This is a genomic window from Nocardiopsis gilva YIM 90087 (assembly GCF_002263495.1).
Lineage (GTDB): Bacteria > Actinomycetota > Actinomycetes > Streptosporangiales > Streptosporangiaceae > Nocardiopsis_C > Nocardiopsis_C gilva.
Genome location: NZ_CP022753.1, coordinates 1,376,319 through 1,389,285, shown reverse-complemented (window position 1 = coordinate 1,389,285; position 12,967 = coordinate 1,376,319). Strand labels below are relative to the sequence as shown.

Sequence of the window (12,967 nt, the reverse complement as noted above, 5' to 3'; positions counted from 1 at the left end):
GATGCAAGGTCGCAGGTAAGTGCCGCTCATCCTCGGAGGTGCCTATGTCGGTAACCCACTCGCCGGAGACCCACGCGCTGCTCATCGCCCGTATTCCGTCCGTAACAGGCCGCCAACTCCACGAGTGGTTCGACAAGCTAGAGAAGGGCCCGGGCCTCACCCGCTGCTCCGAGCGCACGAACTGGCTCGCTGACGAGTACCAGCTCAGCCACGGCTACGCGCAGGCCATCGTCCAGGAATTCGACCGGCGCCGCCGGAACCGCACAGCCATCCCGCGGCAGCGCCCCTGACACCCCAGCCCTCCCGTCCGTGAATAGAAAAGAACCGCCTCGCCCGGGCGGCACCCGGACGGGGCGGTTCTGTGCGTGCGGTGGCGCCCGTAGGCGCCCTGGGGGCGGCTACTCGCTGAAGATCGCGTAGATCATCCAGAAGAGGCGCAGCATCTCGATGTAGAGCCAGACCAGCGAGACCGTGAGGCCGAAGGCGAACTGCCAGGCCAGCTTGTTCGGGACGCCGGCGGCGATGCCGTCCTCGATGCCCTTGAACTCGATGGCCAGGGTGGCGCAGGCGATCACGATCATCACCAGCGAGACGACGATGCCCAGCGGCCCCGCCTCACGCAGGCCGAGCCCACCGGGGATGAAGAAGCTCAGCACGAGGTTGAGCAGGATCATCGCCAGCGCGGCGACCAGGGCGACCGAGACGACCTTGACGAAGGTGTTGGTCACCCGGATGATCCGCATCCGGTACATCGCCAGCATCGCCGAGAACGCGACGATCGTGCCGACCACGGCCTGGGTGACCAGCTGGCCGGGCGCGGTGCCGGCCGACAGCTCGAAGATGCGGCTGATACCGCCGACGAACAGGCCCTCAAGCGCCGCGTAGATGAGGATCAGGGCGGGGTTGGTGGACCCCTTGAAGCCGATAATCAGCCCCAGGACCAGTCCGCCCAGCATGCCGCCGAAGGTCAGCGCCATGCCGAGACCGGGGTTGGCCGGGAACAGGAAGAAGGTGATGGCGGCGGTCAGGATGACCATGCCGATCGTCATCGCGCTGCGGATGACGACGTCGTCGATCGACATCGGCCGGGCGTCCTCGGCCGACATGGGGGGCTGGCCGTAGCCCGGCTGGCCGTAGGGCTGCTGCCCGGGCTGCGGGTACCCCGCGTATCCCTGCTGCTGGTAGGGGCCGCCCTGGCCGTACGGAGCCTGATAGGGCTGGCCATAGCCCGGCTGAGCGGAGCGCATGGCCCGCTTCAGGACGGGGTTGGAACTCCTCATCTGCATGTCTTCGCAAGCCTTTCCAGGGCGTCGCTGAATCTCCCCCAACCTAACGCACCGGCCTCTGCGCCGGTTCCCCGCGCGGGTCACGCTTGGGTGTCGGCCTCGGGCCGCGGCGCACCGCCGCTGGTCTGCGGCGGTCGAGGTCGCGCGCGGCCGAAGGCCGCCGGGGGGTGCCGGTTCCCGGCCCGGTCACCGCGCGGGGGAAAGCGGAACCGGGCCGGGACCCAGCGGGGGGAGGGGCAGGGAAAAGCGACTCAGCCCCGGCTCACCAGGGAGCGGGCGAAGAACGCGACGTTGGCCGGGCGCTCGGCCAGGCGGCGCATGAAGTACCCGTACCACTCGTCGCCGTAGGGGACGTAGACGCGCATGCGGTTGCCTTCGGCGGCGAGGCGGACCTGCTCGGCGTCGCGGATGCCGTAGAGCATCTGGTACTCGTAGCTGTCCGGCGAGCGGCCGGTGTCCGCGGCCAGTTTCCCGGCGATCGCGATGAGCCGCGGATCGTGGGAGGCGATCATCGGGTAGCCCTCGCCCGCCATCAGGATCTTCAGGCAGCGCACGTAGGAGCGGTCGACCTCGCCCTTGTCCCGGTAGGCCACCGAGGCGGGCTCGTCGTAGGCGCCCTTGCACAGCCGCACCCGCGAGCCCGCGTCGCGCAGGTCGCGGCAGTCGGCCTCGGTGCGGTGCAGGTAGGCCTGCAGCACCGCGCCCACCCAGGGGAAGTCCACGCGCAGGTCGCGCAGGATGCCCAGGGTGGAGTCGGTGGTGGTGTGGTCCTCCATGTCCAGGGTGACCGTGGTGCCGACGGCGGCGGCCTCCTCGCAGATGCGCCGGGCGTTGTCCAGCGCGATCTTCTCGCCGTCGGCGGAGAGGAACTGCCCCACCGCCGAGAGCTTCACCGAGACCTCGGCGCGGTCGGCCAGTCCCTGGCGGCCCAGCTCGCGCAGCAGCCGGCTGTAGGCCGTGACGGTGGCCTGCGCCTGGGTGATGTCGGTGGTGTCCTCGCCCAGGTGGTCGAGGGTCACGTAGCGGTCCCGGGCGAGTTCCTGGACCGCCGGGAGCGCCTGTTCCTGGCTGGAACCGGCGACGAACCGCGAAACCAGCCCCCGGGTCACGGGGGCGCGCTCAACGAGGGTGCGGCAGGCGGATGAGCGGGCCGCGACCAGAAGTGGCGTACGAAGCATGATCGACCCCAGTCGTGTCATCCGGCGCGCCGCCGCCCTTCGCGCGGCGCGCCCGGGTTCGAAAAAAGGCCCCGGACGCGGGTGGTCCGGGGCCCGGTGATGTCCCCGTCCGGTCAGCCCTGGTGGGGGTGGGAGGAGGTCGTCGGCGGGACGAACGTCTCCTTGATGGAGCGCGGGCTGGCCCAGCGCGCCAGGTTCTGCGCGGAGCCGGCCTTGTCGTTGGTGCCCGAGGCGCGGGCGCCGCCGAAGGGCTGCTGGCCGACGACGGAGCCGGTCGGCTTGTCGTTGACGTAGAAGTTCCCGGCGGCGAAGCGCAGCGCGTGGTGCGCCTTGGTGACGGCCTCGCGGTCGTCGGCGATGACGGCGCCGGTCAGGGCGTAGGCGGACCCTTCGTCGACGATCTTCAGGATGCGCTCGTAGTCGCCGTCCTCGTAGACGTGGACGGCGATGAACGGGCCGAAGTACTCGGTGCTGAAGACCTCGTTGGACGGGTCGGTGCCGACCACGACGGTCGGGCGGACGAAGTAGCCCACGGAGTCGTCGGCCGTGCCGCCGGCCACGATCTCCAGCGTGGGGTCCTTGCGGGCGTGCTCGATCGCGCCGGAGACCTTGTCGAAGGCCCGGCGGTCGATGACCGCGCCCATGAAGTTGGAGAAGTCGGTGACGTCGCCCATGGGGATCGCCTCGACCTCGGCGATGAGGTCGTCGCGCAGGCGCTCCCAGACCGAGCGGGCGACGAACGCGCGGGAGGCGGCGGAGCACTTCTGCCCCTGGAACTCGAACGCGCCGCGGACGATGGCGGTGCGCACGACGTCGGGGTTGGCCGAGGAGTGGGCGACGATGAAGTCCTTGCCGCCGGTCTCCCCCACGACGCGCGGGTAGGAGCGGTAGGTCTCGATGTTCTCGCCGACGGTGCGCCACAGGTGCTGGAAGGTGCGGGTGGAGCCGGTGAAGTGGACACCGGCCAGGTCCGGGTCGTTCATCGCCACGTCGGAGACGGCGAGGCCGTCGCCGGTGACCATGTTGATGACGCCCGGGGGCATTCCGGCCTCTTCGAGCAGCCGCATGGTCAGCTCCGCGGCGAACTGCTGGGTGGGGGACGGCTTCCACACCACGACGTTGCCCATGAGGGCGGGGGCGGTGGGCAGGTTCCCGGCGATCGCGGTGAAGTTGAAGGGCGTGATCGCGTAGACGAAGCCCTCCAGCGGCCGCTGCTCCAGGCGGTTCCACTGCCCGGCCGGGCTGAACGGCTGCTCGGCCATGAGGCGGCGCGCGTAGGCGACGTTGAAGCGCCAGAAGTCGATGAGCTCGCAGGCGGAGTCGATCTCGGCCTGGATCGCGGTCTTGGACTGGCCGAGCATGGTGGCGGCGTTGAGGGTCTGGCGCCACGGGCCGGCGAGCAGGTCGGCGGCGCGCAGGATGATCGCGGCCCGCTCGTCGAAGGGCATGTCGCGCCAGGCGGGGGCGGCCTTCTTGGCGGCGGCGATGGCGGCGCGCGCGTCGTCGTGGGTAGCGTTGGCCATCGTGCCCAGGACGTGGGCGTGGTTGTGCGGCTGGACGACGTCGATGCGGTCGCCGCCGCCCATCCGGCGCTCGCCGCCGATGTTCATGGGCAGCTCGACCGGCTCCTTGGCGAGCTCGTCGAGTTTGCACTCCAGCTCCGCCCGCTCCGGGCTGCCCGGCGCGTACGTGAGTACGGGCTCGTTGGCCGGGGTGGGGACGTTCGTAACGGCGTCCATGGGCACCTCCCTGTCTCCTCGTCGTCGCAGTAAAAACCACGTGAACCGGACAAACGTAAGAGATGGCGGGGCATGACCACCTTGTGGAGTCGGCCACTCTTTGCCAGGCTGGCTTGGCCGATAGGACAAAATGGACCAATCATGAATCCAGCTGCCGATCCCACGCGCTCCGCCGCCAGCGAGCCCGCCCCGGAGACCGATATCCCAGGTGAACCGGGAGGTGTGGCGCTGCGGCGCCTCCTGCTGGCCGTGGGTGACCCCCTGGTCGACGTCCTAGCCGCCCCTGCGGGCCTCGATGTACGAGTGAACAATGTGGTGATCGTCGACCCCGAGGACGACGCCGAGGCGGCGACCGGCGACCTGGTACTGCTGATCGGCGCCCGGGGCGGGGCCGCCCGGCACCTGGTGCGGTCGGCCGCGCGCCAAGGGGCGGCCGCCGTCGCCGTCAAGGTGAACGCGGCGGCCCGCGCCCTCGCCGAGGAACCCAGCTACCCGCCGCCGCAGGGGTGGGGGGCGCCGACCCCGGCGGCGCGGTCGGCCCGCGACGAGTTCCAGCAGCTGCGCACCGCCGCCAGCGAGGTCGGGATCGCGCTCCTCGCGGTGCGCCCCGAGGTCCGCTGGGACCAGTTGCAGTCGCTGTGCCGCAGCGTACTCGACGACGCGCGGCTGACCACCGATACCGCGGAGCTGGGCGAGTCCGCCGGCGACCTGTTCTCCATCGCGCAGACGATCGCGACGCTCACCGGCGGCCTGGTCTCCATCGAGGACGCGGCCAGCCGTGTGCTCGCCTACTCCAGCGGCGAGGAGGGCGACGAGCTGCGCCGCCTGTCGATCCTCGGGCGCCAGGGCCCCGAGCAGTACCTCGCGCTCCTGCGCGAGTGGGGCGTCTTCTCCCGGCTGCGCTCGGGTGAGGAGGTCGTGCGCATCGACGAACGCCCGGAGCTGGGCATCCGGCGGCGCCTGGCGGTGGGCATCCACGCCGGTTCGCAGCCGCTGGGCACCATCTGGGTGCAGGAGGGCGCCGTGCCGCTGGCGGAAAACGCCGAGGAGGCGATGCTGGGCGCCGCCCGGATGACCGCCCTGCACATGCTGCGGCACCGCACCGAGATGACGCTGGGGCTGCGGCTGCGCGAGGACCTGCTGGCCGGGCTGTTGGAGGGGCGGATCGAGGCGGCGGCCCTGGACGACTCGATCGAGGTGGCCCCCGACCGCCCGGCGCTCGTCGTGGCGTTCACACTGGCCTCGGCGGGGGGCCGGAGCGCCGCCGAGAGCCCGGGCCGTTCGGGTCGGGAGCTGCTGCGGCGCCGGATGATCGACCTGATCTCGGTGCACACGGCCGCCTACCGGCGCACCGCCCTGACCACGATGCTGGGTGGGCGCGCCTACGTGCTGCTGCCCGACCTGACCGGCGCGTCGGCGGAGTCGTCGGTGCTCGCGCTGACCCGCAAGACCGTCGAGGCGGCGCGCCAGGTGCTGGGGGCCACCGTCCAGGCGGCGGTCGGCTCGCGGGTCCACGCGCTGTCGGACGTCCCGCACTCGCGGGCCGAGGCCGACCGGATCCTCGACGCCATGGGCCGCGACCTGGCGATGGATGTGGCCACGATCTCCGATGTGCGGGCGCAGGTGCTGGTCAGCGAGACGCTCGCCCACCTGCGCGGCACGTCGGCCCTGCGCGACCCGCGCGTCACCCGGCTGGTCCAGCACGACGCCGCCGCCGGGTCGGAGCTGGTGGAGTCGCTGGTGGCCTACCTGGACGGCTTCGGGGACGTCCGCGCCGCCGCGGCGCGGCTGCACATCCACCCCAACACGTTGCGCTACCGGGTGCGGCGGGCGGAGAAAGTGAGCGGGATCGACCTCGGCGACCCCAACCAGCGGCTCTTCGCCCACCTCCAGCTGCTCATGGAGCGCGGGAGGTGAGCCGCGGCCGACCGTGACCCCCATTCCGTTGATCTCGGAGATATTGGGGTCAAAATCGCTCGTCAGACCCCAGTATCTCCGAGATCAACGGAAGGACCAGCGACAGTGCCCCCGGTCGGACTCGAACCGACACTTGTGACCCTTTTAGGGGGCCTGCCTCTTCCATTGGGCTACGAGGGCGCGACCATCATACCGGCCACCACAGGCCTAAAGGTGCGCCCCCGCGCCTGGAATAACCGAATCGGCCGGCCCCGCAGGTGCGGGGCCGGCCGATTCGTCCGTCGTTGGAAGAATGCCGACCACATGGTCCGGCGGCGGCCGCCGAACCGGTGCCGGGTCAGCTGGCGCGGCGCAGCGGCTCGCCCTTCTCCGCCGGGGGCTGGCTGGCCTCCTCGAACGCCTGGCGCGGGTCGTCCATCTCGGAGAGCGCCGCGAAGTCGCGGCGGAAGAGCAGCGCCATCGTCCAGTCGGCCAGCACCCGCATCTTGCGGTTGAAGGTCGGCACGGCGAAGAGGTGGTAGCAGCGGTGCGCGTACCAGGCCATGCGGCCGTTCAGCTTGACCTTGCCGAACAGCTGGGCGGCCCCCTTGTGCAGGCCGAGCCCGGCGACCGCACCGAGGTTCTTGTGCACGTAGGCGGTGGGCTTCTTGCCGCGCAGCGTCGCGATGACGTTGTCGGCGAGGACCGGGGCCTGGCGCACGGCGTTCTGCGCGTTCGGCGGGTAGAAGCCGCCGTTGCCGTCGGGGACCTGCGCGTTGTCGCCACCGGCGAACGCGTTGTCCACCCCGTTGACGATCAGGTACTCGCTGGTGTCGACGTGGCCCTTGGGGCCGAGCGGCAGGTCGCTGGCCTGGACGACCGGGCTGGGCTTGACGCCCGCGGTCCACACCAGCGTCCCGGCCTCGAACTCGGTGCCGTCGCTCAGCTTGACGCGCTGGTCGACCGCCGACTCCAGGAAGGTGGACAGGCGCACGTCGATGCCGCGGGCCTTGAGCTGGTTCAGGGCCTTGGTGCCGACCTCGGGACCGACCTCCGGGAGGATCTTGTCGGCCGCCTCGATGAGGTAGAAGTGCAGGTCGTCAACGCTGATCGAGCGGTAGATCCGGGTGGCGTCGCGGGCCATGTCCTCCAGCTCGGCGATGGCCTCGGCACCGGCGAACCCGCCGCCCACGAAGACGAAGTTGAGGGCCTTGCGGCGCACCTCGGGGTCGTCGGTGGAGTCGGCGATGTTGAGCTGGTCCAGCACATGGTTGCGGAGGTACGCGGCTTCCTCGACCGTCTTGATGCCGATGCCCCACTCGGCCAGACCCGGGATGGGCAGGGTGCGGGAGACGGCACCGGCCGCCATGACGATGTAGTCGTAGGCGATCTCGGTGGTCGTGCCGTGGGTCGGCTCGAAGACGACCTTGCGGTCGGCGTGCTGGATCTGGATGACGCGGCCGTTGAGGACGCGCACCCGGTTGAAGACCTTGCGCAGCGGGACGACCACGTTGCGCGGGGAGATGTTGCCGGCCGCCGTCTCCGGAAGGAACGGCTGGTAGGTCATGTAGGAGTTCGGGTCGACCACCGTGATCCGGGCCTCGCCCGGTCCCAGCTTCTTCTCCAGCCGCCTCGCGGTGTACATCCCGAGGTACCCGCCGCCGACGATGAGGATGTGCGGGATCTCCGACTCGTCCCCACCACCGTGCACCAGCCGGTAGTTCCTGCTCTCGGTCATCACATATCCGCCCTTTGAGTGCCCGTTCCGTCGCCCGCGCGGGGGCGGCGAACATCGGTAAGTCTTCATTGACCTGCCAGTTCTCGTCGGGACCCGACTCATGAGAACCGGTGCTGTCCGGCGATCCCCGGAGCTCGCCATCTCCGGGCTGACGCTTGTGCATTCTTTCACAAGCTCATCCCGTCAGGAAAGATACATTTCGCGAAGGTTTAGACCACGTTACGCGCGACGCACACGGCGTTTTTGCAGGTGAGAGGGCTTGTGAATGCTTTCACAGGCTCGCGCGCAAGTGACGCGCCTCACGCGGAACACCGGAACCGGGGTCAGCCGCCCCGTGTAACCGGGGCGGCCGCACGTGTTATTCCGGGGCCTCGGAAAGGCAGAGGCTCCAGGCGATCCCGTCGAGGATGTCGTGCTCGCTGGCGATGAACCCGCCGACGCCTGTGCGCGAGACCACACGGTCCAGGATCAGGGCTCCCGCCCCGATCACGTCCACCCGTCCCGGGTGCATGACACCGATGGCGGCGCGCCGGTCGTGCGACATCGCGAGCAGCTCCTCGGCGATGGCGTGGGTGCGCTCCGCCGACACCTGCGTGTGGTGAATGCGATCGGAGTCGTACTCGGGCAGGTCCTCGGCGATCCCCGCCACCGTGGTGGCGGTGCCCGCGACGCACACGACCGTGGCCGCCTCGTCGATCGGCACGGCACCCGCCGCCTCGTCCAGGGCCGCGTCGATGTCCGCCGTCGCCGCCGCGATCTGCTCAGCCGTGGGCGGGTCCTGGGTCAGGTGCCGCTCGGTCATCCGGACACAGCCGATGTTCACCGACCGCGCGGCGCGCACCACACCGGTCCCCTCGTCCCCCGCGTAGCCGAGGACGAACTCGGTGGAGCCGCCGCCGATGTCCACGACGAGGAACGGGGGCTTGAATCCGTCGTCCTCGCCCTCCAGCTCGGCCGTGGCGCCGATGAAGGAGAGCTCCGCCTCCTCGTCGCCGGAGATCACCTCGGGCTCGACGCCGATGATCGAGCGGACCCCGTCGACGAACTCCTGACGGTTGGCGGCGTCCCGGGTGGCGCTGGTGGCCACCATCCGCACGGACTCGGGGCCGAACTCGACGCCGTGCTGGCGCATCAGCTCCGCGTAGCCGCGCAGCGCGGAGAAGGTGCGCTCCAGCGCCTCGGGCGCGAACGCCCCGGTCTTGTCGACCCCCTGGCCGAGGCGGACGATCTCCATGCGGCGCTCGACGTCGAGGAGCTGCACCTCGTCCTCGTCCAGCGAGATCACGCTGGAGATCAGCAGGCGGATGGAGTTGGTCCCGCAGTCGATGGCCGCGACGCTTCTGGTGCTCACTGGGTGTCCTCGCTGTCGTTCACACGGTCCTGCACGCACACGCACTGGCCCTTGGCCCACCACTCGGGGAGGGCGTCCAGGGCCTCCCGGCCGAACGGGTTGGTACCGGGCTCGGCGAGCTCGTGTCCGACCAGGGCGTGCAGGCACTTGACCCGGGTCGGCATGCCTCCGGCGCTCTGCATCCCCTCGGGCAACGGCTCCATGCCGTCGCGCCGCGCCTGCTCGTCGCGCTCGGCGATATAGGAATCGTGCGCCTTGGTGTAGGCCGCCCGCAGCTCGGGGTCGTCGGCCAGGCGCGCCTGCATCTCGCGCATCACGCCGTCGGCCTCCAGTGTGCCGATGGCCGAGGCGGCGCGGGGGCAGGTGAGGTAGTAGAGCGTGGGGAACGGCGTGCCGTCCTCCAGCCGCGGCGCGGTGCGCACGACGTCGGGCAGGCCGCAGGGGCAGCGGTGCGCGACACCGCGCAGCCCGCGCGGGACGCGGCCCAGCTGGAGTTCGATGGCGGCGACGTCATCAGCGGAGACGGAGGAGTCCGCGGCGTCGTGATCGTTGGAAGTCATCTCGAACTCAGGTTAGCCGCGGGAGTACGGCGTCGGTGACACGCCCACCAGGAGCGCGGGGCACCGCGTGGCGCCGCGCGGGGTCGGGTCAGTCCGGTGGCGCGTCGGCGTCAGGGACCTGCTCCTCGGTCGATCCGCCCTCGTCGGCGCCCTTGACCGACTTCCAGAGCTTGGTGAACCAGGGCTCGGCAGGCGCCGGGTCGCCATCGTCCGTCTGCTCGCCCCTGTCCGCGGGGATGACGACGTAGGCGCGCTCCCCGGGGTACTGGTAGTGGAGTCGCGTGCGGGCTTCGCGCTCGATGTAGGTGGGGTCCTGCAGCTGCTCCTTGCGCTTCTTCAGCTCGCTCACGCTCTCCTGGGCGCGGCTGCGCTGCTCCTGAAGCCGGGCGATCTCGGCGCGCTGGGTGATGTACTCGCGCAGGGGGTAGGCGAGGCTGAGCGCGATCACACAGATGACCAACCCCAGGATGGCCGCTCGGCTGGTGAGGGCGGGGCGGATGCGCCCGGCCGCGACGGTTCCCATGTTCCGCGTCGCGCGGGTGGGCTTCGCCGTCGGCTTGTCCGGCCCCGTGCCCGATGTGCCCGATGTCCCCGATCCTGTGGCCGCCCCCATGCCCACCCTCTTCGCCGCGCCGTTCGGCGCCTTCACGGTAGGTGTAGCCCTGCCCCGGGCGGGAGACGACCGTCCGCCCGCCCCGCTCGCGGCGGACGTCGCGCGTTTCGCGGCCTTCGGCCGCGACCCAGCCGCGGACGTCCCCTTCACCGCCCGTCCGGGCTGTGCGGCCTTCCCCGGAGGCTTCGCCGGCGCCGCGGGTTTCGACTGCGCCGGTTTCGCGCTCCCGGGCTTGGCCGTCGAACGCTTCGATCCCGCGGGCTGACCCGTCGCCTTCGGCGTCTTCCCGGGCTTCGCCGTCTTCTTTCCGGTCGGCGCGGCCCGGGCATCCTTGGCGGACGGCTTCGCGCCCTTGCGGCCCGAGGCGCCAGAGGCCGGGGGTCCCGCCTTCCCCGGGCGGGACCCCTTCGGCTGCTCTGGCACCTTGGGCATGAGGTGTCAGCCTAGTCCTGCGGCTTGAAGCGCGGGAAGGCCGACACACCGGCATAAATCGCGGCGTCGTCCAGTTCCTCCTCGATGCGCAGCAGCTGGTTGTACTTGGCGACGCGCTCGCTGCGGGCCGGGGCACCGGTCTTGATCTGGCCGGCGTTGGTCGCGACGGCGATGTCGGCGATGGTGGTGTCCTCGGTCTCGCCGGAGCGGTGCGAGATCATCGCGGTGTAGCCGTTGCGCTGGGCCAGGGCGACCGCCTCGAAGGTCTCGGTGAGCGTACCGATCTGGTTGACCTTGACCAGCAGCGAGTTGGCGGCCTTGGAGTCGATGCCGCGCTGCAGGCGCTCGGGGTTGGTGACGAACAGGTCGTCGCCCACCAGCTGGACCTTGTCGCCCAGGGAGGCGTTCAGCTTCTGCCAGCCCTCCCAGTCCTCCTCGTTGAGCGGGTCCTCGATCGAGACGAGCGGGTAGGCGTCGACGAGCTCGCCGTAGTAGGTGGCCATCTCCTCGGCGGTGCGGGTCTTGCCCTCGAACTTGTAGGCACCGTCGGCGTAGAACTCGCTGGCGGCGACGTCGAGGGCGAGCGCGATGTCGCGGCCCGGGGTGTACCCGGCCTTCTGGATGGCCTCGATGATCAGGTCGAGCGCGGCCCGGTTGCTCTCCAGGTTCGGGGCGAAGCCGCCCTCGTCGCCGACGCCGGTGGCCAGGCCGTGGGCCTTCAGCACCGCCTTGAGCGCGTGGTAGACCTCGGCGCCCCAGCGGACCGCCTGGCGGAAGCTCGCCGCCCCGATCGGGGCGATCATGAACTCCTGGATGTCGACGTTGGTGTCGGCGTGGGCGCCGCCGTTGAGGATGTTCATCATCGGCACCGGCAGCACGTGTGCGTTCGGGCCGCCGAGGTACCGGAAGAGGTGGAGGCCCGCGGTCTCCGCGGCGGCCTGCGCCACCGCGAGGGAGGTGCCGAGGATGGCGTTGGCCCCGAGCTTCGACTTGTCGGGGGTGCCGTCCAGGTCGATGAGCGCGCGGTCGATCAGCCGCTGCTCGTCCGGGGCGAACCCGAGGATCTCCTCGGCGATGTCGTCGTTGACGGCGACCACGGCCTTCTCGACGCCCTTGCCGCCGTAGCGCTCGCCGCCGTCACGCAGTTCCACCGCCTCGAACTGCCCGGTGGACGCGCCACTGGGGACCGCCGCCCGGGCGATCGTCCCGTCGTCGAGCAGGACCTCGACCTCCACCGTCGGATTACCGCGGGAATCCAGGATCTCCCGCGCCTGCACTGCCTCGATCGACGACAACGTTGCACTCCTTCGATAGCGACTGTTCCCGGCTCACGCACGCGCCCGACCGGGCCTGGGCCCCACCCCAGAGATACCGGCATCTTTCAGCGACGACATGATGACGCGAGCCGACTACGAGCCTAGCGACCCGGACCGGGCATCGCCTCACCCGCTCCGGGAAATTGGTCTAGTCCGGATCGTGAGATGCGCCAGGCTGCTTGCCACGGCACATCATGCCTGTTCACGGGTGCAAAGCTCGGTAGGCGGCAGCAACGGCGGCGGCGCGGATTTCGTCCGCTGGTCCATCCCCCATCATGACCGCCGCGTCCTGCAGTCCCCCGACGGCGACCGTGACGCGGGCGGCGTCGGCCGGGCCCGCGTTCGGGCCGACGAGGAGCACCTGCAGCCGGTCGCGCCAATCGAAGATGGCAGGCATGACGTCGAGCCGTGCCAGCGATCCGAGGTCGCTGAGCATGGCCATGAACACGACGCGGTGCCGCGCGATGACGTCGAAGTAGTCCTCCAGGATCCGGCGCGGTCCCGCGTCGGGCGCCTGCTCCGCCGCGTCGAGCATCGCTGGGACCTCGGTGAGCAGCGGGTTCACGACTTCTCGCAGCAGATCCGTCTTGGACGGGAAGTGGTAGTAGAGCGCCGCCTTGGTGATGTCGAGGCGCTCGGCGATCTCGCGGAGGCTCGTCTTCTCGAAGCCCCGCTGGGCGAAAAGCTCCAGGGCGACATCGCGGATCTCCGCCCTGGTGTCAGTCTGCCGCCGCGCCACGCCGACGTCTCCTCCCTGGTTGCCGCTCCGCGGCCAGCTGCCGCGCGGACCGAGTCTATCGCGGTGACCATCCGGCCGACCAGTAACTTACTTGCCGCCCGGCAAGTTCCACGCCTATC

At 70.6% G+C, this 12,967-nt stretch carries 12 protein-coding genes and 1 tRNA gene; 3 read left to right on the top strand and 10 right to left on the bottom strand.

Going from position 1 to position 12,967, the window contains the following annotated elements; all coding sequences use genetic code 11:
• The first annotated feature begins 44 nt into the window (after positions 1–44).
• Positions 45–290: a DUF4287 domain-containing protein gene (locus tag CDO52_RS06595; RefSeq protein WP_017619916.1), complete on the top strand. Its 246-nt coding sequence runs from the start codon at positions 45–47 to the stop codon at positions 288–290.
• Between the two features lie 108 nt (positions 291–398).
• Here CDO52_RS06595 and CDO52_RS06590 read toward each other — a convergent pair whose 3' ends face one another.
• From CDO52_RS06590 to pruA, 3 genes are all read right to left on the bottom strand, one after another.
• Positions 399–1,286: a Bax inhibitor-1/YccA family protein gene (locus tag CDO52_RS06590; RefSeq protein WP_017619917.1), complete on the bottom strand. Its 888-nt coding sequence runs from the start codon at positions 1,284–1,286 to the stop codon at positions 399–401.
• A gap of 251 nt (positions 1,287–1,537) precedes the next feature.
• On the bottom strand, positions 1,538–2,464 hold the full coding sequence (locus tag CDO52_RS06585) for a proline dehydrogenase family protein (protein ID WP_026126022.1): 927 nt from the start codon (positions 2,462–2,464) through the stop codon (positions 1,538–1,540).
• A 113-nt stretch (positions 2,465–2,577) separates the two neighbouring features.
• Entirely contained in the window at positions 2,578–4,203 is a 1,626-nt protein-coding gene (pruA, locus tag CDO52_RS06580; RefSeq protein WP_017619919.1) for an L-glutamate gamma-semialdehyde dehydrogenase, read from the bottom strand.
• A gap of 141 nt (positions 4,204–4,344) precedes the next feature.
• On the opposite strand from pruA, the gene CDO52_RS06575 reads away from it, so the two are divergent.
• On the top strand, positions 4,345–6,120 hold the full coding sequence (locus CDO52_RS06575; RefSeq protein WP_193373686.1) for a PucR family transcriptional regulator: 1,776 nt from the start codon (positions 4,345–4,347) through the stop codon (positions 6,118–6,120).
• A 106-nt stretch (positions 6,121–6,226) separates the two neighbouring features.
• On the opposite strand, the gene CDO52_RS06570 is transcribed toward CDO52_RS06575, so the two are convergent.
• From CDO52_RS06570 to CDO52_RS28580, 5 genes are all read right to left on the bottom strand, one after another.
• Positions 6,227–6,300, bottom strand: a tRNA-Leu gene (locus tag CDO52_RS06570).
• A gap of 157 nt (positions 6,301–6,457) precedes the next feature.
• Positions 6,458–7,837: an NAD(P)/FAD-dependent oxidoreductase gene (locus CDO52_RS06565; RefSeq protein WP_017619921.1), complete on the bottom strand. Its 1,380-nt coding sequence runs from the start codon at positions 7,835–7,837 to the stop codon at positions 6,458–6,460.
• 358 nt (positions 7,838–8,195) lie between these two features.
• Positions 8,196–9,188 carry a Ppx/GppA phosphatase family protein gene (locus tag CDO52_RS06560; RefSeq protein ID WP_017619922.1) on the bottom strand — a complete coding sequence of 331 codons (993 nt, stop codon included), beginning with the start codon at positions 9,186–9,188 and terminating at the stop codon, positions 8,196–8,198.
• A complete protein-coding gene (locus tag CDO52_RS06555; protein WP_017619923.1) occupies positions 9,185–9,748 on the bottom strand; it encodes a DUF501 domain-containing protein in 564 nt (187 codons plus the stop codon). The genes CDO52_RS06560 and CDO52_RS06555 overlap by 4 nt, the downstream gene beginning before the upstream one ends.
• An 88-nt stretch (positions 9,749–9,836) precedes the next feature.
• On the bottom strand, positions 9,837–10,271 hold the full coding sequence (locus CDO52_RS28580) for an FtsB family cell division protein (protein ID WP_017619924.1): 435 nt from the start codon (positions 10,269–10,271) through the stop codon (positions 9,837–9,839).
• On the opposite strand from CDO52_RS28580, the gene CDO52_RS28575 reads away from it, so the two are divergent.
• On the top strand, positions 10,270–10,626 hold the full coding sequence (locus CDO52_RS28575) for a hypothetical protein (protein ID WP_094932264.1): 357 nt from the start codon (positions 10,270–10,272) through the stop codon (positions 10,624–10,626). The two genes, CDO52_RS28580 and CDO52_RS28575, sit on opposite strands and share 2 nt — an antisense overlap.
• Positions 10,627–10,804: 178 nt before the next feature.
• On the opposite strand, the gene eno is transcribed toward CDO52_RS28575, so the two are convergent.
• Entirely contained in the window at positions 10,805–12,088 is a 1,284-nt protein-coding gene (gene eno / locus CDO52_RS06540) for a phosphopyruvate hydratase (RefSeq protein ID WP_017619926.1), read from the bottom strand.
• 223 nt (positions 12,089–12,311) lie between these two features.
• Positions 12,312–12,848, bottom strand: a complete 537-nt coding sequence (locus CDO52_RS06535) for a TetR/AcrR family transcriptional regulator (RefSeq protein WP_017619927.1) — start codon at positions 12,846–12,848, stop codon at positions 12,312–12,314.
• Positions 12,849–12,967: the final 119 nt, after the last annotated feature.

What these genes read in the sequence shown, in the direction of transcription:
- CDO52_RS06555 (WP_017619923.1), bottom strand. Translation starts at nt 9,748, where the DNA reads ATGACTTCCAACGATCACGACGCCGCGGACTCCTCCGTCTCCGCTGAT.
- CDO52_RS06565 (WP_017619921.1), bottom strand. Translation starts at nt 7,837, where the DNA reads ATGACCGAGAGCAGGAACTACCGGCTGGTGCACGGTGGTGGGGACGAG.
- CDO52_RS28575 (WP_094932264.1), top strand. Translation starts at nt 10,270, where the DNA reads ATGTTCCGCGTCGCGCGGGTGGGCTTCGCCGTCGGCTTGTCCGGCCCC.
- CDO52_RS06595 (WP_017619916.1), top strand. Translation starts at nt 45, where the DNA reads ATGTCGGTAACCCACTCGCCGGAGACCCACGCGCTGCTCATCGCCCGT.
- pruA (WP_017619919.1), bottom strand. Translation starts at nt 4,203, where the DNA reads ATGGACGCCGTTACGAACGTCCCCACCCCGGCCAACGAGCCCGTACTC.
- CDO52_RS06575 (WP_193373686.1), top strand. Translation starts at nt 4,345, where the DNA reads ATGAATCCAGCTGCCGATCCCACGCGCTCCGCCGCCAGCGAGCCCGCC.
- CDO52_RS06585 (WP_026126022.1), bottom strand. Translation starts at nt 2,464, where the DNA reads ATGCTTCGTACGCCACTTCTGGTCGCGGCCCGCTCATCCGCCTGCCGC.
- CDO52_RS06590 (WP_017619917.1), bottom strand. Translation starts at nt 1,286, where the DNA reads ATGCAGATGAGGAGTTCCAACCCCGTCCTGAAGCGGGCCATGCGCTCC.
- CDO52_RS28580 (WP_017619924.1), bottom strand. Translation starts at nt 10,271, where the DNA reads ATGGGAACCGTCGCGGCCGGGCGCATCCGCCCCGCCCTCACCAGCCGA.